The organism is Cellulomonas sp. CW35 (assembly GCF_052378485.1).
GTDB classification, from domain to species: domain Bacteria; phylum Actinomycetota; class Actinomycetes; order Actinomycetales; family Cellulomonadaceae; genus Cellulomonas; species Cellulomonas uda.
In genome coordinates, this window is sequence record NZ_CP199000.1 from 418,712 (window position 1) to 437,868 (window position 19,157).

Consider the following 19,157-nt stretch of genomic DNA (forward strand, 5'->3'; position numbering starts at 1 on the left):
AGGTGACCAGGTGAGCGACCGGACGACGACGCAGCGCCCCCTGCGCGCCGACGCCGCGCGCAACCGCTCGAAGATCCTCGAGGCCGCCGGCGCCGCGTTCGACGCGAGCGGCACCGAGGTCTCGCTCGAGGACGTCGCCAAGGCCGCGGGCGTCGGCATCGGCACGCTGTACCGGCACTTCCCGACGCGGCTCGACCTCATCGCCGCCGTCTACCGCTCGAGCCTCGACGCGTTCGTCGCGCACGCCGACGAGCTGCTCGCCGAGCGCCCCGCGGCGGAGGCCCTCGACGACTGGGTCCTGTCGTTCGTCGACTACGTGATCCGCAAGCGCGGCATGGCCTCGGCGCTCAAGGCCGGGCTCGGCCCGGACGCGCAGCAGGTGTTCGCCGAGGGGCGCGAGCGCATGCTCGCCGCCGCCTCCCGGCTCGTCGTCGCCGCCCAGGAGCAGGGCGCGATCCGCGCGGACGTGGACGCGGGCGACCTCATGCGCGCGGTGAGCGGCGTGTGCCTCGCGGGCTCCGAGAGTGCCGACCGTGAGAGCACGGTGCGCGTCCTGCGCCTCCTGCTCGACGGCCTGCGCTGGTCCGCGCCCGCGCCGGCCTGACCACCCGGCGCACGCGACCGGCGCCGGACGGCGCGGTCACGACGAGCGCGCGAGCTCACCCACGAGGGCCGCCGCGGCGGGGTGCTGCTTGGTCGCCTGCATCTGCGCGAGCGCCGCGGCCACGAGGTCCTCGGGTCGCTCGGGCCCCGCCGCGACGACGACGCGCACCGGCCGGTCGTCGCCGCGCTGCGGGGTGAGCGCGCGCATCGCCGCACCGCGCACCAGCGACACGTGGCGCGCGAGCCGCTCGTCGCCCGCGCCGCTCATCGTCACCGCCATGAACTCGTCGGACCCGGTCCGGCCCACGAGGCTCCCGCCCGGCAGCGCCGCCTGCAGGCGGGCCGCGACGCGGCGCAGGAACTCGTCCGCCGCGTCCGGCCCGTGCGACGCGTTGAGCGCGCCGAACCCGTCGACGTCCGCGACGAGCAGCACCAGCCGGCGCCCCGAGCCCGCGAGCATCGCCGACCACGAGCGCAGCGTGTGCAGCACCATCTCCCGGCCCGGCAGGCGCGTCAACGGGTCGTGCAGCGACCTCGTCGTCAGGGACGCGACGAGCGACAGCACCAGGTCACCGGTCGCGACCGACGCCCACGTCGCGGAGCGCACCACCGCGTCGTCGTACCGCGCGGCACCCGTGCGCTCCATCGCCCGCGTCGCCGCCTCGGCGATGCTCGTGCCCGCGTCGACGACGAGCGGCGCCCAGTCCGCGACCTCGCCCACGGGCCGGCGGGACAGCACCGCGCGCCCGAAGCCGAGGCGGCCCGTCTGCGCGTCCGTGAACCGCGCCCGCGTCAGGAGCCCGATCGCGGCCTCGTCGTGCCCCCGCACGCCCAGGCACGAGACCAGGGGCGAGCGGAAGAACGCCTCGACGTCGCTCATCGGGACGTCGGGCTCGACCACGGGCAGGTCGACCGCCAGGTCGTCCACCGTCCGGTGCACCCCACCGGCGGCCCGCGCCGCCCTGACCAGCATCTCCACGTCGTTCGCCACGCGGGCATGCTGCCCGACGACCGGCGCGGTGAATCGGTCCGAACGGACACCGCGCACAAGAGTTCACCGAGCGGTCACCGACCGTCCGCCGGGGCGACGGCAAGGCTCAGGCGAACGGGTCGGCCGTGAGCGTGTACTTGGTCTGGAGGTACTCGTGGATGCCCTCCGCGCCGCCCTCGCGGCCCAGGCCGGAGAGCTTCCACCCGCCGAACGGGGCCGCCGCGTCGGAGACGACGCCCACGTTGAGCCCCGTCATCCCCGTCTCGAGCCGCTCGACCATGCGCTGCCCGCGCGCGAGGCTCTCGGTGAACACGTACGAGACCAGCCCGTACTCGGTGTCGTTCGCGAGGCGCACGGCCTCGTCCTCGTCGTCGAACGGGACGATCGCGAGCACCGGGCCGAAGATCTCCTCGCGCAGGAGCGCCGCGTCTTGCGGCACGTCGGCCAGCACCGTCGCGGCGTAGAACGAGCCGGGCCGCTCGACCCGGGAGCCACCGGTCAGCAGCCGTGCACCGCGGGACACCGCGTCGTCGACCAGCTCCTCCACCTTCGCCACCGCGCGGTCGTCGATCAGCGGCCCGATCGTCACGCCCTCCTCCGTGCCGCGCCCGGTACGGAACGCCGCGACCCGCTCGGTGACCCGCCGAGCGAACTCGTCGGCGAGCGAGCGGTGCACCAGGAACCGGTTCGCCGCCGTGCACGCCTGGCCGATGTTGCGGAACTTGGCCGCGATCGCGCCGTCCACCGCCGTGCCGAGGTCCGCGTCGTCGAACACGACGAACGGCGCGTTGCCGCCGAGCTCCATCGACGTGCGCAGCACCCCGCCCGCGGCCTGCGCGAGCAGCTGCCTGCCCACGGGCGTGGACCCCGTGAAGGACAGCTTGCGCAGCCGCGGGTCGCCGATGACGGCCTCGGACACCGGGCCCGTGCGCGTCGTCGTGACCACGTCCACCACGCCCGCCGGGACACCCGCGTCGAGCAGGAGCTGCGCGACGAGCAACGTGGTCAGCGGGGTGAGGGAGGCCGGCTTCACGACGACCGTGCAGCCCGCCGCGAGCGCGGGCGCGATCTTGCGCGTGGCCATCGCGAGCGGGAAGTTCCACGGCGTGATCAGGTAGCACGGCCCGACCGGGTGCTGCGTGACGACCATCCGCCCCGTGCCCTGCGGGTTCGCGCCGTAGCGGCCCTGCACGTGCGCGGCCTCCTCGGCGAACCAGCGCAGGAACTCCGCGCCGTACGTGACCTCGGCACGCGACTCCGCGAGCGGCTTGCCCATCTCGACGGTCATGAGCAGCGCGAGGTCGTCGGCGTGCTCGACCACCAGGTCGAACGCCCGGCGCAGGACCTCGGCGCGCTCGCGGGCGGGTGTGCGGGACCACGCGGGGAACGCGTCGACCGCGGCGTCGAGCGCCGCGCGGCCGTCCTCGACCGTGGCGGACGCGACCTGCTTGACCACCGAGCCGTCGCTCGGGTCGTGCACCGGGAACGTCGCGCCGTCGGACGCCGCGCGCCACCGCCCGCCGACGAGCAGGCCGTCGGGGACCCGCGCCAGCAGGTCCGCCTCGCGGCTCACGTCCGCACCCTCACCCATCACCAGCCGACCTCCCGCGCCGCGCCCCACCGTCCCCGCGAGCGTGCCACGCCCGCCCCCCTCCGGCACGGCGTCGCCGGCCCGCCCGGGCGCTGTGGGTGGAGAAACGCTCGCCAGGTGAGCGTTTCTCCACCCATTGACGGCCGGGCGCGGGCAGGTGCCCGGCGGTCGGTGCAGCAGGTACTTCAGGCCGATCACGACGATCCCGAGGGAGCCGCACACCAGCACCTCGGACGCGAGCGACCACCGGCGCGCGCCCGCGCGCCACGCCGTGGTGTGGTCGGGGTCGAGGAACCGGAGCGGACGCGGACGCGGGCCCGACGAACGTGCGTCGGGCCCGCGTCGGGGTGGCCTGCGGTCAGCGCGCGGGCCTGCGCGGGTCGAGGCGCAGCGCGTCACGCATCGTGAAGAACAGGTCCGTCTGGTCGGTGAGCCCGACGACGTTCGCGGCCCATGGCCCGTACGCCGCGACCCGCAGCTGGCTGCCCGTGTGCTGCTGCGAGCCGCCGGCCTCCGCGGTGCCGTACGCGACGGTCATGGGGACGCCGTCCGCGGTGAGCAGCGTGCGCGTGAGGCCGGGCGTGGTGCTGCCCGCGGCGACGATCTGGCTCGAGTGCGCGTGGTCGGCGGTCACGACGACGAGCGTGTGGCGGTCCTTCTTCGCGAAGTCGAGTGCGGCGCGCACGGCCTCGTCGAGGTCGACCGTCTCGCCGATCTGACCGCACGGGTTGGCGGCGTGGTCCTGCTTGTCGATGCTCGCGCCCTCGACCTGCAGGAAGAACCCGGTGCGGGCGTGCTTCTGGTCGAGCAGCCGGATCGCGGTCCGGGTGAGCTCCGCGAGGGTCGGGGCGGTCCCGTACGCGGGGTTGGGCGTGCAGCGCACGGCCGGCTCGGCGCCGCCGGTGCGGGTCGCGAGCGGGCCCGTCCAACGCACGGGCAGGTTGCCGGGCGCGAACAGCCCGAGCACGGGCGTCTTCTGGTCGGCGCGCTTCACGGCGGCGAGCGACGCGGCGTCCGTGACCACCTGGTAGCCGCGGTCGGCCGCCTGCTGGAGCAGCGTGCGCCCGGCCCAGGGGCCGGCGACGGCCTTCTCGCCGAACGTCGTCGCGCCGCCGCCGAGCGTCACGTCCGCCCGCGTGTCGAGGATCTGCTCGGAGATCGAGCCGCGCCCGCCGTTCTCGCGCGCGTTCGTCGGGCACGTCCTGCTCGTCGCGACCGGGCCGTAGCAGGACCGGCTCGTGACGTGCGACGCGAGCACCGCTGGGGTCGCGTCCTGGATCTCGGCGGTCGAGACGTTGCCGGTGCGCAGACCGTTCGCGCGTGCGAGCTCGAGGATCGAGCGCTGGGCCTTGCCGGTGACGTCGACCGAGACCGCCCCGTTGTACGTCTTGGTGCCCGTGGCCCAGGCGCTGCCCGACGCGGCCGAGTCCGTCACGTAGTCGGGCGTGCCGTCCTTCTCGAGCGCGTACGTCGTGTACTGGCCGGTGAGCGGCAGCGCGTCGATGCCGGCGAAGCGTCCGGCGGCACCGAGCGCGTAGTTGCGGGCGACGGTGATCTCCGAGTCACCCATGCCGTCGCCGACGAGCAGGATGACGTTGCGGGCCGGGCCCGGGTCGAGCTGGCGGCGCAGCTCCTGGGTCTGGTTGCCGGAGATCCGGCGGGCGTCGCCGTTCCCGGTCAGGTCGCTCGTCGCGGCCCAGCCCGTCGCGGCGCCGGCCGTGAGCGCGACGACGATTGTCGCGACGGCGGCCGCGCGCAGCTTGCGTGTCCTCATCAGGGGCTCCTCCACCTGGGTGTGCCCGCCGCGGGGGTGCGCGGGCCGCACGGCAGTCCACCGGCGCCGGGTGGCGTGCGGGCACCGGGCAGGTGACGGGGTGGGGACGCGCGGACGAGCATCGGACGAACACGACGAACCGCCCGGGTGCGCCGGTCAGCGCACGACGACGAGCGTGCCCGCCGGTACCGTGCGCCACAGCACGTCGAGCACGTCGTCGGCCCGCCGGACGCAGCCGTTGGACACCTCGCCGCGCGAACGCAGCGTGGTGGAGTGGAACGCGGTGGCCGACGTGCGCGTAAGCGTGTCGTACGCGTCCATCGTCTCGCTCTGCGACGAGAGCAGGACCACGCGCCGCGTCGTCGTGCCCGGCTCGGCCCAGAACGTGCCGACGACGAACTGCGGGCCCGGCGGTGTGGGCCGCGCGGCCGTGTCGACCGTGAGCCGCCAGTCCGTGCCGGACCGTGCGGTGTCGGCGGTGCGCACCCACGCCGTGCGCTGGTTGACGCGCGTCGGGTCCTGCGACGGGCACGCGGCCCGGGCCGCGACCATGACGCGCAGCCAGCCGGGGCGCGCGTCGACCTCGAACCGGGGTCTAGGCCGAACGGGTGGTCCGAATTGTCGCGTATTGCGAAGGTCCGTCACCCGCTCGACGATGGGCGCACGCGGCGCCGCGCGCGCCGCCCTGACCGCGTGCCCGGCGTGCGCGCCCCCGAGAGGAGTCCCTCGTGGCCGACGAGCTGCTGTCACCGATCCGTCAGGGTGCGCACGACATCGCGATCGAGCGTGAGCGGATGCGCCGCCGCCGGGTGTACCGGCTCGCGGCCGTGGTGCTCGCGGTGGAGGCGTGGGTCGTCGTCGGCTCGCTGCAGGGCTGGCCGCTGCTGCCGCAGCTGCCCCCGGTCGACCCGTTCCTCGTGACGATCGTCGTGTTCTTCGTCGCGATGCTGCTCATCGTCGTGCTGACGACCGTCGGGACGTCGCGCTCGCCGCACCTCGTCTACCGCCCCGAGCAGGTGGACGTCACGCTCGACGACGTCATCGGCATCGACCCCGTCAAGGAGGACGTGCGCCGCTCGATCGACCTGTTCCAGACCCACCGCCGGTTCGCCGACCAGATGGGCGGCACCCCGCGGCGCGGCCTGCTGTTCGAGGGCCTGCCGGGCACCGGCAAGACCATGACCGCCAAGGCGATGGCCGCCGAGGCGGGCGTGCCCTTCCTGTTCGTGTCCGCGACCTCGTTCCAGTCGATGTACTACGGCGCGACGGCCCGCAAGATCCGCGCGTACTTCAAGGCGCTGCGTCGCACGGCACGCCGGGAGGGCGGTGCCATCGGCTTCATCGAGGAGATCGACGCGATCGCCCTGCGCCGCGGGGGGATGCTCGGGGCGTCGGCAGGGTCCTCGTCGGGGCTGCCCGCGGGGCTCTCGGCGGCGGGCGCGTGCGTGCAGTCGCCCGCCGTGCGCCTGCCCGCCGTTCACCTGCCCGGGGTCGGGGGGACGACGACGAACGCCGTGGTGTCCGAGGGCACGGGCGGCGTGGTCAACGAGCTCCTGGTCCAGATGCAGTCGTTCGACGAGCCCACCGGCGGCGACAAGCTGTACAACCGGGCGGTCGCGGCCGTGAACCTCCTCCTGCCGGCGCACAAGCAGCTCAAGCAGCGCCGGCCCGGGCGCGCGCCGATCCTGCTCATCGCGGCCACGAACCGCGCCGACTCGCTCGACCCCGCGCTCCTGCGTCCGGGGCGCTTCGACCGGCACCTCACGTTCTCCACCCCCGACGCGCACGGCCGCCGCGCGCTCGTCGACCACTTCCTCGCGCGCCGCTCGCACGAGGTGTCGCTCGACGAGCCGACGCTGCGCGACCGCATCGCCGCGGCCACCAACGGCTGGACGCCCGTGATGATCGAGCACCTGCTCGACGAGGCGCTCGTCAACGCGCTGCGCCGTGGCTCGCTCACCATGTCGTTCGAGGACGTCGAGCAGGCGCGCATCACCGAGATGGTCGGCATCGGCCAGCCCGTTCGGTACACCACGGCCGAGCAGGAGCTCATCGCGACCCACGAGGCCGGCCACGCGACCGTCGCGTGGCTCGTCGCACCCAACCGCACGCTCGAGGTGCTGACGATCATCCGCCGCGGTGAGGCGCTCGGACTGCTCGCGCACACGGACTGCGAGGAGGTGTGGACGCACTCGCAGTACGACCTGCAGGCGCTCGTGCAGATCGCGATGGGCGGCTGGGTCGCCGAGGAGCTGTTCTTCGGGCAGACGACGACGGGCCCTGCGAGCGACCTGGCGGCCGCGACCCGCACCGCCGCCCAGATGGTCGGCGCCGCCGGCATGACCGGGTCGCTCGTCTCGTTCCTCGCCGTCGACCGCGACCTCGTGTCCGCGGTGCTGGCCGACTCCGCCTCGCGCGAGCAGCTCGAGGGCGTGCTCGACGACGCGCGCTCCACCGTGCGGCGCCTGCTGTCCCGCAACCGGCACCTGGTCGAGGCGCTGCGCGACGCGCTGCTCGAGCGGCACGAGCTCATCGGCCCGGAGATCACCGACGTGCTCGAGCGCGCCCAGACGCAGGCCGACGTCCGGGCGTCCCGTCCCGTGCTCGCGGCGGCGATGGGCGCCCGCATCACGCGTCCTCCGGCCGCCTGACCGCGGCGTACCTCGACGACTCGTCGGACGCGTCGGGTCGGTAGCCTGCGGGGGTGCCCGAGGGTCATACCGTTCACCGGATCGCGCGGCAGCTCACGCTCGACCTCGTCGGCCGCCCGCTGGCCGTGAGCTCCCCGCAGGGGCGGTTCGCCGCCGGCGCGGCGCGGCTCGACGGTCACGTCATGGAGAGCGCCTCGGCCGTCGGCAAGCACCTGTTCTGCGCGTTCTCGTCGGGCGACGTGCTGCGCGTGCACCTCGGGCTGTACGGGGCGTGGGACTTCCACGGCCGGCTGACGCCGCTCACGCCGGGCGAGGCCGCCTGGGGGTCGCTCGGGGCACCGCGGCTGCGCCGGGCGGTGCGCATGGGGGAGGACGAGCGCGAGTCGCCCGCCGACGAGGGCGGCCTGGTCGCGGGGGTGCCGCACGACGACGGCCCGTTCCCGCCCGAGCCGGTCGGTGCGGTGCGGGTCCGGCTCGCGTCGGACACGACCGTGGCGGACCTGCGCGGGCCGTCGGCGTGCGAGGTGCTCGACCCCGACGAGGCGGCCGCGGTGGTCGCCCGGCTCGGGCCCGACCCGGCGAGCGTGACCGACCTGGACGCCGCGGGTGCCGAGGTGGTCCGACGGCTGCGGGCACGCGGCGTGGCCGTCGGCCAGCTGCTCATGGACCAGTCGGTCGTCGCGGGGATCGGCAACATCTACCGCGCGGAGCTGCTGTTCCGCGCGCGCCTCGACCCGTGGACGCCGGGCAGGCAGGTGCCGGCCGAGGTCGCCCGCGCGCTGTGGGACGACTGGGCACGGCTGCTGCCGGACGGCATCGCGACGGGCGTCATGCTCACGCGCGAGGACCTCACGCCCGACGAGCGCCGTGCCGCCCTGACCGACCGCACGCTGCGGCACTGGGTGTACGGGCGGGCCGGTGAGCCGTGCCGCGTGTGCGGCACGCCCGTCGTCGTCGAGGACATGGCCGCCCGCAAGCTCTACCGCTGCCCCCGCTGCCAGACCCGCCCCTGACCCCCGCCCCGGCGGACCCACCCGGGCCACCCCCCCGCCCGACCCGCCCCCACCCTCCGACCGACCCGCGACCCCGCGGTTGCTCCGGCTCTGGCGGGTCTTACCCGGAGGAACGGCGGTCTCGCGCGGGACGAGGACGCCGACCCCGCGGTTGCTCCGGCTCTGGCGGGTTTTTCCCGGAGGAACGGCGGTCTCGCGCGGGACGAGGACGCCGACCCCGTGGTTGCTCCGGCTCTGGCGGGCCTTTCCCGGAGGAACGGCGGTCTCGCGCGGGGTGGTGGGGTGGTTGGGGCGGGCAACTCGTGGTGCGGGATGATGCGGGATGGAACTTCGTGTCTTCACCGAGCCTCAGCAGGGTGCCACCTACGACGACCTGCTCCGCGTCGCCCGCGCGACGGAGGACCTGGGCTTCGACGCCTTCTTCCGCTCCGACCACTACCTGGGCATGGGCACGCCCGGCCTGCCGGGACCGACGGACGCGTGGACCACGCTCGCCGGCCTCGCGCGCGAGACGAGCCGGATCCGCCTGGGCACCCTCGTCTCGTCGGTGACGTACCGCTACCCGGGCATCCTGGCGATCCAGGTCGCGCAGGTCGACCAGATGTCCGGCGGTCGCGTCGAGCTCGGGCTCGGCACGGGCTGGTTCGAGCAGGAGCACACGGCGTACGGCATCCCGTTCCCGGCGAAGCGGTTCGGCCTGCTCGAGGAGCAGCTCGAGATCGTGACCGGCCTGTGGGGCACCCCGGTCGGCGAGACGTACTCGTTCGACGGCGAGCACTACACGCTCACGGACTCCCCGGCGCTGCCGAAGCCGACGCAGCAGGTGCACGGCCGGCCGGGTGTGCCGGTGATCGTCGGCGGCAACGGCCCCACGCGCACCCCCGCGCTCGCGGCCCGGTTCGCGAGCGAGTTCAACCTCGCGTTCCCGGAGCTCGACACGGTCGAGGCGAAGTTCGCGCGCGCCCGCCAGGCGTGCGAGGAGATCGGCCGCCCGGCCGACGACCTGGTGCTGTCCGCGGCGCTCGTGCTGTGCGTCGGCACGGACGAGCAGGAGTTCGCGCGCCGCGCCGCGGCGATCGGCCGGGAGCCCGCCGAGCTGCGCGAGCACGGGCTCGCGGGCACGCCCGGCGAGGTCGTCGAGCGCCTGCAGTGGCTGCGCGGGCTCGGTGCGAGCCGCGTCTACCTCCAGATGCTCGACCTGGCCGACCTCGACCACCTCGAGCTGGTCGCGGACGCGGTCGCGCCTCAGCTCGGCTGAGACGCGGTCTCGGGGAGCTGCCCGCCGGGCATGGGCGACGTGTCGTCGTCGGGCGGCGCGGGCTCGTCGCGCGCGTCCCGTACGAGCGCGACGACGACCGTCGCGGCGAGCACGACGAGCGCGACGTTGCGTGCGGCCAGCAGCGCCGTCGCGCCCGCGCCGCCCGCGGTGATCTGCGAGTACAGCCACGGGAAGACGAGCTGCGTGGCACCCGCGACGCCCGCGACGAGCCACGCGGTGACCCGCCAGCCCGGCAGGCGCAGCGCGAGCGCCACCGCGACCGGCGGCGCGATCCACCCGACGTACTGCGGCGAGCCGACCTTGTTGAGGACGATGAGCAGCGTCGCCACCAGCAGCGCCCCGCGCAGCAGCAGCTGGGCGCGCGCGGTGTCGTCGGACCACAGCCGCGGGCCGAGGCGCCGCGCGCACCACCACAGGAGCGCGCCCGCGGCGGCGACGCCGAGCACGAACAGGACGCCGAGGGTGTCGGAGACGGCCTGGGTGCCGGGCCCGTGCACCTCCCACGTCACGAGCTCCGCGTTGAGCTCGACGCGCAGGTCGGGGGAGACGAGGCTCGCGAGCATCCACGGCGTCGCGCCGACCGCCTCGATCTGCAGTCCGCGCTCGCCCTGCTCGGACAGGAACGACAGCAGGTGCTCGCGGCCCCCGCCGGCGAGCACGAGACCGACGACGCCCGCGCACACGAGTGCCGCGGGCAGCACCACCTCACGCCACGGGCGGCGGACCACGACGACGAGCGCGAGCAGCAGCGCGCCGGGCGCGGCCTTGACCCACGCGCCCAGCGTCAGGAGCGCCGCGGCGAGCCGCGGGTGCCGCAGCGCGACCACGAGCGCCACGACCACCACGGGCGCGACGACCGCGTCGAGCCGGCCCATCGCGACCGGACCCAGCAGCGCGGTGAACGCGACCCACCACCACGCGCCCGTCGTCGTGCGCTCGATGCGCCGGTGCCCGACGACGCGCGGCGCGTGCAGCAGCGCCACCAGCCCCACCGCGTTCAGCGCGGTGACCAGCAGGCTCCACGCGAGCGAGAACCCCGGCCCGTACCCGGTGCCGCCCAGCGCGGCCAGCAGCATCGGCGCGACCGCGCCCGCGGGGTAGACCCACGGCCCGTCGAGCACCGGCCACACACCCTCGTGCAGGCCGAGCCACATCCACCAGCGGTACAGGTCGAGGTCCCAGAACGTCTCGGTGGGGCGCAGGTACACCCCCAGGACCAGCAACCAGGCGTGGACCAGCAGGAACGCGGTCCAGACGGGCAGCGACGAGCGCAGCAGGCGGTGCAGCGGGGCCTCCGGTTCGGTCGGCCCCGCTCACCGGCGGGGCGTGGTGGTCAGTGCACGGGCGGGACGGCGACGCCCGTCTGCGGTCCCGCGGGCGGGATCACGACGGGACGCTCCTGCGAGAGCAGCTCGTCCACGTCCTCCTCCCGTCCCTCGTCGGGTGCGGGCGGCGCGCTCGGAGCGGTGCTCACGACCGGGTCCGGCGCGTCCCCGGGGACGACGTGGCTCGGCGTGGGCGGGGTGACGGTCGGGTCGTTCTCGGACATCTCGGCCTCCCGAGTCGATGCGGACGTTACCCCACGAAGATGGCATGCGGATCCGCACCCCGCGCGGCGGGCCCGACCACTACCTTTCTCCCGGGGGCGAGCGGTCGCCCGACCGCTCGTGGTGACGCCCGGGTGTCGGGCCGACAGGAGGACGACGTGGCGGTGGTGGCCAGGGTCAGGAGCACGCTCGGGCTGGGCGGGTGGAAGGTGCACGGCGACGGGCGCTCGATCCCTCCGGGTGAGGTGGTCGCACCCGACGAGCGGCTCTCGTGGCCGCGGACCATCGGCATCGGCATGCAGCACGTCGTCGCGATGTTCGGCGCGACGTTCCTGGTGCCGCTGATCACCGACTTCTCGCCGCAGACGACGCTGTTCTTCTCGGCGGTCGGGACGCTCGCGTTCCTCGTCATCACGGGCAACCGCGTGCCCAGCTACCTGGGCTCGAGCTTCGCGTTCATCGCGCCGATCCTCGCGGCGACCGCGAGCGGGGGCAAGCAGGTCGCGGTCGGCGGCATCCTCGCGACGGGCCTGACCCTCGCGGCCGTCGGCGTGCTCGTGCACCTCGTCGGGACGCGGTGGATCGAGGTGACGATGCCGCCCGTGGTGACGGGCACGATCGTCGCGCTCATCGGGCTCAACCTCGCGAGCGCCGCCTGGGGCAAGAGCGAGGACTCCGGGTTCCGGTCCGCGCCCGTGACGGCGCTCGTGACGCTCGGCTCGATCGTGCTGTGCACGGTGCTGTTCCGCGGCATCCTCGGCCGGCTGTCGATCCTCGTCGGCGTGGTCGTCGGCTACGTGTTCGCGATGCTGCGGGGCGAGGTCGACTTCGACGCGCTGCGTGACGCGCCGCTGATCGGCCTGCCCGAGTTCGTGACGCCGCGGGTCGACGGCAGCACCCTGGGACTGTTCCTCCCGGTGGTGCTGGTCCTGATCGCGGAGAACATCGGCCACCTGAAGTCCGTGACCGCGATGACGGGCCGCGACCTCGACCCGGTGACGGGCCGCGCGCTGCTCGCCGACGGTGTCGCGACCAGCCTCGCCGGCCTCGGCGGAGGGTCGGGCACGACGACGTACGCCGAGAACATCGGCGTCATGGCCGCGACGCGCGTGTACTCGACCGCGGCGTACTGGGTGGCGGGGTTCACCGCGCTTCTGCTGTCGATGTCGCCGACGTTCGGCGCGGCCATCGCGACCGTGCCGCAGGGCGTGATCGGCGGGGCCGCGACGCTGCTCTACGGCATGATCGGCCTGCTCGGGGCGCGCATCTGGATCCAGAACAAGGTCGACTTCTCCAACCCGGTGAACCTCACGCCGGCGGCGATCGCGCTGATCGTCGGCATCGCGGACTACACGTGGGTCGTCGGGGACCTGACGTTCTCGGGCATCGCGCTGGGCACGGCGTCCGCGATCGGCGTCTACCACCTGATGCGCCTGGTCGCGCGGTGGCGTGGGACGTCGCTCGAGCCCGCCTCGCCGGCGTCGGCCCCGGCCGGCGACGAGGTCGCGGCGCACTGACCCGGACGACGAAGGGGCCGGTCCCGCCGAGGACCGGCCCCTTCGTCGTGCGACGGGAGGTGGTCAGGAGCAGAGCGGTGTCAGCTCGTGGGGGCTGCGCTGGTCGCGCCGGCCACCGGCACCTTGGTGCAGCCCTTGGGGGCCGCGAGCGGCTTCTCGGGGTCGAGGCCGACCTCGTCGGCCGGCACGAGCGCCTTGAACTTGGTGCCGAGCACCACGTCGATCTCGGGCCCCTTGCGACCGTCGAGCACGAACTGCGGCTTCTGCACGTGCGCCGCGACGGTGTACGCCGCCGCGATGCCCGACTGGCCGAACGCGATGCGCACCGTGCCGTCGAACGTCGGCTGGTTGTCGGCCTCACCACCCGCGAACCCGCGGTCCGTGAAGCCCTTGAGCGTCGCCGCCGCGAGCCCGGCCGTGGACGTGGAGTTGTACACGTTGACGGTGATGTCCCCGTACGGGACGGGCAGCGCGCCGTCGGGCGGGCACGGGTAGCTGCGGGTGGTCGCGCTCGGCGTGGGCTCCGCCGCGAACTCCTGCTCCATGAACGGCAGGCTCAGGCTCCCCGTGTACACGGCCGCCGAGCCGAGTCCGACGACCGCGAGGGCCGCGAGCAGCACGCCGAAGATCACGGCCTGCCGCTCGTGCATGTGGCGCCGGCGCAGGGCCCGGGCGCGGTCCACGTCGCTCACTCGATCACCAGCACCCGGGCGTGCAGCACGGGACGCTGCTGCAGGGCCGCGCGCACCGCGCGGTGCAGCCCGTCCTCGAGGTACAGGATCCCCTTGTACTGCACGACGTGCGCGAACAGGTCGCCGTAGAACGTGGAGTCCTCCGCGAGCAGCGCGTCGAGGTCCAGCGTCCGCTTCGTCGTGACGAGCTCGTCGAGACGGACCTGGCGCGGCGGGACCTCGGCCCACTGCTTGGTCGTCTCGAGCCCGTGGTCAGGGTAGGGCCTGCCCTCGCCCACGGCCTTGAAGATCACGGAGGCCACTCTAGGGTGCGCGGCGCCGGGCGCGGACCGGACCACGCCCAGCACGGGCGTGCGGACGGTCACGCGCTGCCCGTCGAGCTCTCGTCCCATGTGTTGTCGATCCAGGTCTGGTTGTCGCTGTCGATGGTCAGGACGAGGCGCACCGGGCGCTGGAAGCCGTCGGCCCACCGCGCCATGCCCTCGCAGGTCAGCAGGTGCGCCTCGGCCCCGTCGGCCGGCCGGGTGGCGGTCGCGAGGTGGTCCTCGACCGTGCGGACCTGGTCGATCGCGACGAGTGCGACGTCGCCCGGGGCGGCGTCCTCGGCGGCGAGGCGGACCTCGTCGACCGCGACCTGCTCGCACGACTGGCCGCGCAGCGACTCGTCGAACAGCTCGTCGTCCCACATGGCGACCACCCGCGGGGCCGCGAGCAGCCCGGCCCCGACGACGACGACGCCCGCGGCGACCGCGCTCCCGACCGAGACGAGGGCGATCTTCCCGCCCGACCACGGCGGCTTCGTCGGACCGGGGGCCGCACGTCGCGCCTGCCGCACGTGCGCGGTCCACGAGGCACCGTCGAACCAGCGCACCTGGTCGGGGCGCTGGGGATCGGGGTACCAGCCGGGGATCGGCGTCGTCATCGTGTCCTCGTGGTGCGCGCGGCTCTCGTCGTCCTCGTCGCCTGGGTTGTCGGCACGCGCGCAGCGCGTCATGAGCCGAGCGCCATGAGCCGTGCGCCATGAGCCGAGCGTCATGAGCCGAGCGTGACGGCCCGCGGCCGCAGGACGGCGGACGGCGGGCCCGTGCAGACCCGCCGTCCGTGCGACGACTGCGCGGTGCGTGCCCGCGCGACGTCAGGTCAGAGCGGCTGGATGTTCGCGGCCTGCGGGCCCTTCTGGCCCTCGGTGACCTCGAACTCGACCTTCTGGTTCTCCTCCAGCGAGCGGAAGCCGCTCGACTGGATGGCCGAGTAGTGGGCGAAGACGTCGGGTCCGCCGTCGTCGGGGGCGATGAAGCCGTACCCCTTCTCGGCGTTGAACCACTTCACGGTGCCAGTTGCCATGTGGCCGTTCTACTTCCTTGCGGCGGGACGACCCCGGCGGTGCCGGGACCGGTGATCACGGTGAAACGTCGTCCGGCCCGCGGCGGAAGCACACGGTGACAAGCGATGCACTGCGACTACGGCGCCCACCGTACCGGCCGCGGACGCCGCCGGGGAGGCCTGCGTGGACGTCCGTCCAGGGGATCCCCCGGATGCCTGTGCACAACGGCCCCTGCGCAGGTCGCGCCGTTGCTACGGTGCGCGGCGTGAGCGCGAGCCGCACCACCCTGTACGTCCGCGAGGACGGGGACGACGAGGCCGACGGCCGCACGCCCCGCACCGCGCTGCGGCAGGTCGCCACGGCCGCCGCGCGCTGGCGTGCGGCAGGCCCGGCGTACGAGGCGGGCTGGACGATCGACGTCGGTCCCGGCACGTACACCGGCGGGATCGCCCTGACGGGCGCGCGAGGGCTCGCGCAGCACGACTTCCTGCGGATCGTCGGGCCGCGGGTCGGCGGGCACCCGAACCGGCCGCTCGCCGTCATCGACCACGCCGCGCACCCGGGGTACCGGTTCGGGCTGCGCGCCTACGACGGCGTGTCCGTGTGGCTCGAGGACCTCGCGTTCCGCGGCGGGTTCGCGCACGCCGTGGACGTGCGCCGCCGCAGCCTGCTGCACTGGCACAACTGCCACGTCGACGGGCAGGGGGTCGGGCAGGTCGGGATCGGGGTGCTCGACCACTGCACGTACGCGGTGGCGGGCGGGATCGTCGAGAACCTCACCAAGCACGGCGTGCAGGAGCACCACCACGTGTTCCGCTCCTACGACATCGCCCGCTCCTACGACGAGCAGCTCGTCATCCGGGGCTGCCCCATCGGGCTCAAGGCCAAGGAGAACTGCAACGGCCACGTCGACTACCTGACGATCGAGGACTGCGGCACGGGCATGCAGCTGAACGGCATGTCGGTGGCGAACCTGCGGTTCCTGCGGCTGCGGCGCAACGGCGTCGGGCTCGCGGTCGTGAACTCGCAGGTGCACAACACCTCGAGCGTGCAGTTCGGCGAGGGCGACGACGCGAACGAGCGCGACCTCGTCGAGCTGGGGGTGTCCGCCGACCTGACGAGCTGGGGCTGGCAGGAGGGCTCGTTCGCGCGGACGACGGCGAACGCGCACCGGCCGCTGCTCACGCTCGGCGCGTCCTACGACGACGAGGACGTCGACTCCCGGCACCCCCGCGCGCACGTCGAGCTGCGCCGCGTCGTGCGGGCGCGTCGGTACCGCGCGGCGGGCACCCGGTTCCGCGTGGTCGTGCGGGGCGTGGTCACGCAGCGGCTCGCCCGGGCCGCGACCGTGGACGTCCGGCTCGACGACGACGTGCTCGCGCACCTCGTCGTGCCGGCCCGCACGCGTGCGGGGACCGCGTTCGAGGCCGAGGTCGAGGTCGTGTGCGCGCGCGACGGGGACCACCAGAAGGTCACCGCGCGCGTGCACGGCGTGCCCGGGGCGCTCGTGCACCGTGCGCTCGAGCTCGACCTCCTGCGGGACCGGAGCGTGCTCGTCGTCGCAGGCGTGGACCCGGACCGGGAGGGTGCGCTCGTCGTCAGCACCGTGGAGGTCTGGGGGTGAGGTCCGCGCGTCCGCGTGCGAGGGTGGCGGGCATGGCGCTGCCCGTGGACGACGACGAGGTGCGCGCGCGGCTGCTCGCGCTGCGCGCCGACGCGCTCGAGCGCGCGGTCGGGCTCGGCGCCGCGAAGTCGGACCTGGTCGAGGCGGCGTGGGGCGCCAACATCGACGACGAGCACGACCCCGAGGGGCAGACCATCGCGTTCGAGCGCGCGCAGGTCGACGCGCTCGCCGCCGACGTGCGCCGGCGCCTCGCGGAGGTCGACGCCGCGCTGGACCGGCTCGCCGCGGGCACCTACGGCACGTGCGTCGTCGGCGGGGAGCCCATCGACCCGGCGCGGCTGCTCGCCCGCCCCACCGCGACCACGTGCGTCGCGCACGCGCCGCGCTGACCCGGGCGGCGCTGACCCGACCGCGCCTACAGTGACGCGGTGACGACGAGCCCCACCCGCCCGCGGCGGCGCCCCGCGCGTGCACCGCTCGCCGCGCTCGTCGTCGGCGCGCTGCTCGTCGCCCTCGGGGCGTGCACGACGACCGCCCCGCGGCCCTCGTCGTCGGCGTCACCACCGGCGCCCCTCGTCGCGCTGCCCGATCCGGGCTCGCCGTTCGAGTACCAGCTGGGCGGCGCCGACGAGCCCCTCGACGCGACGCGCGTCGTCGTCCGGGACTCGACCGAGGCACCCAGCGGTCGCTACGACGTCTGCTACGTCAACGGCTTCCAGACGCAGCCCGACGAGACCGAGCAGCTGCTGCGCGCGGCGCCCGAGCTGGTCCTGCACGACGACGGCGAGCCCGTGCGGGACGAGGGCTGGCCCGACGAGGCGCTCTACGACCTGCGCACGGACGCGCTGCGGGCACGAGTCGCCGAGCGCGTCGGGGCGGTGGTCGACGCGTGCGCGGCCGCGGGCTTCGACGCGGTCGAGGTCGACAACCTCGACTCGTACACGCGCTCGCACGGCCTGCTCACCGCGGAGCACGCCCTCGCGTACGCCGCGCTGCTCGTCGAGCGCGCGCACGCGCGCGGGCTGGCGTTCGCGCAGAAGAACACCGCCGAGCTCACCCGGCAGGTCCGTGCGCTCGGGGCGGACCTCGCGGTCAGCGAGGAGTGCCAGGAGTGGGACGAGTGCGCGATGTACACCTCCGCGTACCCGGTGGTGCTCGACGTGGAGTACAGCCGCGCCGCGTTCGACGAGGCCTGCGACTCCCGGTCGCACGCGGCGCATCGGGACCGGGGTCTGTCGGTCGTGCTGCGCGACCGCGACGTGCTGCCGCGCTCGGACCCGGACGCCGTGCACGAGACCTGCTGAGCGCGATCCCGCCGGTCAGGCCGTGCGGTCGAGCACCCCCCGCAGGTACGCCGCCTGGCCCGCGTGCTCGAACGCGTCGCCCAGGATGCTCACGAGCCGCACCCCGAGCGTCACGGGCGGGTCCCAGCGCTCGTCGACGACCACGTCCAGGTCCTCGTCGGCGAGGCGCTCGACGTACGCGAGCGACGCCGCGGTCGCGTCAGCCAGGTAGCCGAGCAGCAGGTCCGCCGTCGCGACGACCTGCGCGACCTCGTCGGACGTGTGCCCGTACCCGATCGCGGAGTCGTCGAACGGCAGCCCGAACCGCTGCGACCAGCCGCGTGACGTCCACACCTGCTCCGTGCCCGCGAGCGGGGCGACCTGCCCGTCCTGCTCGCGCGCGATGTGCCACGCGAGCCACGCGAGCGTGTTCGCGTCCGGGTCGATCCGGCGCGTGAGCAGCGCCTCGTCGGAGCCCTCCACCGCGCGGCGCACCAGGTCGTCGATCCGCCCGAACCCGTCCGCCAGGACGTCCTTCGCGTGCATGGCCCCTCCGTCCTCGTCGGTCCGTCCCACCGTAAGGTGCGGGTCGCGCGAGCGCCGGGTGGGGCCCGAGCTCGGCTACGACGGCGTCAGGCGGTCGCGCAGGACGGCCAGTCCCGGGCCCGTGAGGTCGTCGAGGTACGCCGCCCGTCCGGCCATGGCCATCACCAGCGCGAGCGTGGAGCCGCTCACCAGCGGCCCGTCACCGGAGGCGAACGGGCCGTCGTCGGCCGCCAGCCGCAGCCCCGCGCCGACCGTGCGGCTCTCGACCGCGAAGTCACGCGCGGCGTAGAACTCCGCGACGGGTGTGAGAGCCGCGACGTCCGGGGTACGTGCGATGCCCAGCGGCCGGCGGACGTCCTGGGCGTGCACGACGACCTCCCCCAGGTACGCGGGGGTGTGCCCGGACGCGGCCGTCGTCGAGCCCACGACCGCGCGGAGCCGTTCGAGCGTCTCCGCGGGCGTGCGACCGCGGTGCTCCTCGATGCGGCGCCGGTTGTGCACGTCCGGACGGAACCGTGCCCCGACCATGCTGCGCAGCCAGGCCCACCGGCCCGTGCGAGCCGCAGCCACCAGGTGTGCGACGACCTCCTCGACGTCCCACTGCCCGCACAGCGTCGAGTGCCGCCACTGCTCGGGGCTCAGGCGCTCGAGGTCCTCCGCGAACGCCGCCCGCTCGTCGCGCGCCAGGACCCACAGCTCGTCGTCACGTCCTCGCACGGCTC

General features: G+C 74.7%; 20 protein-coding genes. 8 read left to right on the forward strand and 12 right to left on the reverse strand.

Going from position 1 to position 19,157, the window contains the following annotated elements:
* Window positions 1-10: 10 nt before the first annotated feature.
* Window positions 11-604 (forward strand): TetR/AcrR family transcriptional regulator, encoded by a 594-nt coding sequence (locus ACT17Q_RS01950; protein WP_444664385.1) that lies wholly within the window; start codon window positions 11-13, stop codon window positions 602-604.
* A 36-nt stretch (window positions 605-640) separates the two neighbouring features.
* Here ACT17Q_RS01950 and ACT17Q_RS01955 read toward each other — a convergent pair whose 3' ends face one another.
* From ACT17Q_RS01955 to ACT17Q_RS01970, 4 genes are all read right to left on the reverse strand, one after another.
* Window positions 641-1,594, reverse strand: a complete 954-nt coding sequence (locus ACT17Q_RS01955; protein ID WP_444664387.1) for a diguanylate cyclase domain-containing protein — start codon at window positions 1,592-1,594, stop codon at window positions 641-643.
* A 106-nt stretch (window positions 1,595-1,700) separates the two neighbouring features.
* Window positions 1,701-3,167 (reverse strand): NAD-dependent succinate-semialdehyde dehydrogenase, encoded by a 1,467-nt coding sequence (locus tag ACT17Q_RS01960; protein ID WP_444664389.1) that lies wholly within the window; start codon window positions 3,165-3,167, stop codon window positions 1,701-1,703.
* 376 nt (window positions 3,168-3,543) lie between these two features.
* Window positions 3,544-4,959 (reverse strand): alkaline phosphatase, encoded by a 1,416-nt coding sequence (gene phoA / locus ACT17Q_RS01965; RefSeq protein ID WP_141321116.1) that lies wholly within the window; start codon window positions 4,957-4,959, stop codon window positions 3,544-3,546.
* Between the two features lie 156 nt (window positions 4,960-5,115).
* Entirely contained in the window at window positions 5,116-5,511 is a 396-nt protein-coding gene (locus tag ACT17Q_RS01970) for a L,D-transpeptidase (protein ID WP_444664391.1), read from the reverse strand.
* A 176-nt stretch (window positions 5,512-5,687) separates the two neighbouring features.
* Between ACT17Q_RS01970 and ACT17Q_RS01975 the strand changes: the two genes are divergently transcribed.
* From ACT17Q_RS01975 to ACT17Q_RS01985, 3 genes are all read left to right on the forward strand, one after another.
* Window positions 5,688-7,610 carry an AAA family ATPase gene (locus tag ACT17Q_RS01975; protein WP_141321120.1) on the forward strand — a complete coding sequence of 641 codons (1,923 nt, stop codon included), beginning with the start codon at window positions 5,688-5,690 and terminating at the stop codon, window positions 7,608-7,610.
* A 53-nt stretch (window positions 7,611-7,663) separates the two neighbouring features.
* Window positions 7,664-8,623: an Fpg/Nei family DNA glycosylase gene (locus tag ACT17Q_RS01980; protein WP_444664393.1), complete on the forward strand. Its 960-nt coding sequence runs from the start codon at window positions 7,664-7,666 to the stop codon at window positions 8,621-8,623.
* 322 nt (window positions 8,624-8,945) lie between these two features.
* Window positions 8,946-9,881, forward strand: coding sequence for an LLM class F420-dependent oxidoreductase (locus tag ACT17Q_RS01985; protein ID WP_094181111.1), 936 nt, complete (start codon window positions 8,946-8,948; stop codon window positions 9,879-9,881).
* On the opposite strand, the gene ACT17Q_RS01990 is transcribed toward ACT17Q_RS01985, so the two are convergent.
* Both ACT17Q_RS01990 and ACT17Q_RS01995 read right to left on the reverse strand, forming a co-directional pair.
* Window positions 9,869-11,110 (reverse strand): glycosyltransferase 87 family protein, encoded by a 1,242-nt coding sequence (locus tag ACT17Q_RS01990; RefSeq protein ID WP_444664396.1) that lies wholly within the window; start codon window positions 11,108-11,110, stop codon window positions 9,869-9,871. The two genes, ACT17Q_RS01985 and ACT17Q_RS01990, sit on opposite strands and share 13 nt — an antisense overlap.
* Before the next feature lie 125 nt (window positions 11,111-11,235).
* Window positions 11,236-11,451 carry a hypothetical protein gene (locus ACT17Q_RS01995; protein WP_094181109.1) on the reverse strand — a complete coding sequence of 72 codons (216 nt, stop codon included), beginning with the start codon at window positions 11,449-11,451 and terminating at the stop codon, window positions 11,236-11,238.
* A 165-nt stretch (window positions 11,452-11,616) separates the two neighbouring features.
* Between ACT17Q_RS01995 and ACT17Q_RS02000 the strand changes: the two genes are divergently transcribed.
* On the forward strand, window positions 11,617-12,966 hold the full coding sequence (locus tag ACT17Q_RS02000) for a uracil-xanthine permease family protein (protein WP_444664398.1): 1,350 nt from the start codon (window positions 11,617-11,619) through the stop codon (window positions 12,964-12,966).
* A gap of 80 nt (window positions 12,967-13,046) precedes the next feature.
* Here the strand turns inward: ACT17Q_RS02000 and ACT17Q_RS02005 are convergent, their stop codons facing one another.
* The 4 genes from ACT17Q_RS02005 to cspE form a co-directional block, all read right to left on the reverse strand.
* Entirely contained in the window at window positions 13,047-13,658 is a 612-nt protein-coding gene (locus ACT17Q_RS02005) for a LytR C-terminal domain-containing protein (RefSeq protein ID WP_094181107.1), read from the reverse strand.
* The gene (locus ACT17Q_RS02010) at window positions 13,655-13,951 is read right to left on the reverse strand and encodes a type II toxin-antitoxin system VapB family antitoxin (protein WP_094182346.1); all 297 of its coding nucleotides are present in this window, start codon (window positions 13,949-13,951) and stop codon (window positions 13,655-13,657) included. The genes ACT17Q_RS02005 and ACT17Q_RS02010 overlap by 4 nt, the downstream gene beginning before the upstream one ends.
* Before the next feature lie 68 nt (window positions 13,952-14,019).
* Entirely contained in the window at window positions 14,020-14,694 is a 675-nt protein-coding gene (locus ACT17Q_RS02015; RefSeq protein WP_444664400.1) for a DUF2510 domain-containing protein, read from the reverse strand.
* Between the two features lie 104 nt (window positions 14,695-14,798).
* Window positions 14,799-15,002 (reverse strand): transcription antiterminator/RNA stability regulator CspE, encoded by a 204-nt coding sequence (gene cspE, locus ACT17Q_RS02020; RefSeq protein ID WP_094181106.1) that lies wholly within the window; start codon window positions 15,000-15,002, stop codon window positions 14,799-14,801.
* Window positions 15,003-15,247: 245 nt separating this feature from the next.
* Between cspE and ACT17Q_RS02025 the strand changes: the two genes are divergently transcribed.
* The 3 genes from ACT17Q_RS02025 to ACT17Q_RS02035 are packed head-to-tail and all read left to right on the forward strand — an operon-like array spanning window position 15,248 to window position 17,910.
* Window positions 15,248-16,606 (forward strand): hypothetical protein, encoded by a 1,359-nt coding sequence (locus tag ACT17Q_RS02025; protein WP_444664403.1) that lies wholly within the window; start codon window positions 15,248-15,250, stop codon window positions 16,604-16,606.
* A 32-nt stretch (window positions 16,607-16,638) separates the two neighbouring features.
* On the forward strand, window positions 16,639-16,995 hold the full coding sequence (locus ACT17Q_RS02030; RefSeq protein WP_444664405.1) for a TraR/DksA family transcriptional regulator: 357 nt from the start codon (window positions 16,639-16,641) through the stop codon (window positions 16,993-16,995).
* A 39-nt stretch (window positions 16,996-17,034) separates the two neighbouring features.
* The gene (locus ACT17Q_RS02035) at window positions 17,035-17,910 is read left to right on the forward strand and encodes an endo alpha-1,4 polygalactosaminidase (RefSeq protein ID WP_444664407.1); all 876 of its coding nucleotides are present in this window, start codon (window positions 17,035-17,037) and stop codon (window positions 17,908-17,910) included.
* Window positions 17,911-17,925: 15 nt separating this feature from the next.
* Here ACT17Q_RS02035 and ACT17Q_RS02040 read toward each other — a convergent pair whose 3' ends face one another.
* Both ACT17Q_RS02040 and ACT17Q_RS02045 read right to left on the reverse strand, forming a co-directional pair.
* Window positions 17,926-18,435: a mycothiol transferase gene (locus ACT17Q_RS02040; RefSeq protein WP_444664409.1), complete on the reverse strand. Its 510-nt coding sequence runs from the start codon at window positions 18,433-18,435 to the stop codon at window positions 17,926-17,928.
* 75 nt (window positions 18,436-18,510) lie between these two features.
* Window positions 18,511-19,152 (reverse strand): maleylpyruvate isomerase family mycothiol-dependent enzyme, encoded by a 642-nt coding sequence (locus ACT17Q_RS02045; RefSeq protein ID WP_444664411.1) that lies wholly within the window; start codon window positions 19,150-19,152, stop codon window positions 18,511-18,513.
* Between the last annotated feature and the right edge of the window lie 5 nt (window positions 19,153-19,157).

Excerpts from the sequence above, each read along its gene's own strand:
- ACT17Q_RS01995 (WP_094181109.1), bottom strand. The coding sequence starts at position 11,451 with ATGTCCGAGAACGACCCGACCGTCACCCCGCCCACGCCGAGCCACGTC.
- ACT17Q_RS02030 (WP_444664405.1), top strand. The coding sequence starts at position 16,639 with ATGGCGCTGCCCGTGGACGACGACGAGGTGCGCGCGCGGCTGCTCGCG.
- ACT17Q_RS02040 (WP_444664409.1), bottom strand. The coding sequence starts at position 18,435 with ATGCACGCGAAGGACGTCCTGGCGGACGGGTTCGGGCGGATCGACGAC.
- phoA (WP_141321116.1), bottom strand. The coding sequence starts at position 4,959 with ATGAGGACACGCAAGCTGCGCGCGGCCGCCGTCGCGACAATCGTCGTC.
- ACT17Q_RS01970 (WP_444664391.1), bottom strand. The coding sequence starts at position 5,511 with ATGGTCGCGGCCCGGGCCGCGTGCCCGTCGCAGGACCCGACGCGCGTC.
- ACT17Q_RS01985 (WP_094181111.1), top strand. The coding sequence starts at position 8,946 with ATGGAACTTCGTGTCTTCACCGAGCCTCAGCAGGGTGCCACCTACGAC.
- ACT17Q_RS02015 (WP_444664400.1), bottom strand. The coding sequence starts at position 14,694 with ATGACGCTCGGCTCATGGCGCACGGCTCATGGCGCTCGGCTCATGACG.
- cspE (WP_094181106.1), bottom strand. The coding sequence starts at position 15,002 with ATGGCAACTGGCACCGTGAAGTGGTTCAACGCCGAGAAGGGGTACGGC.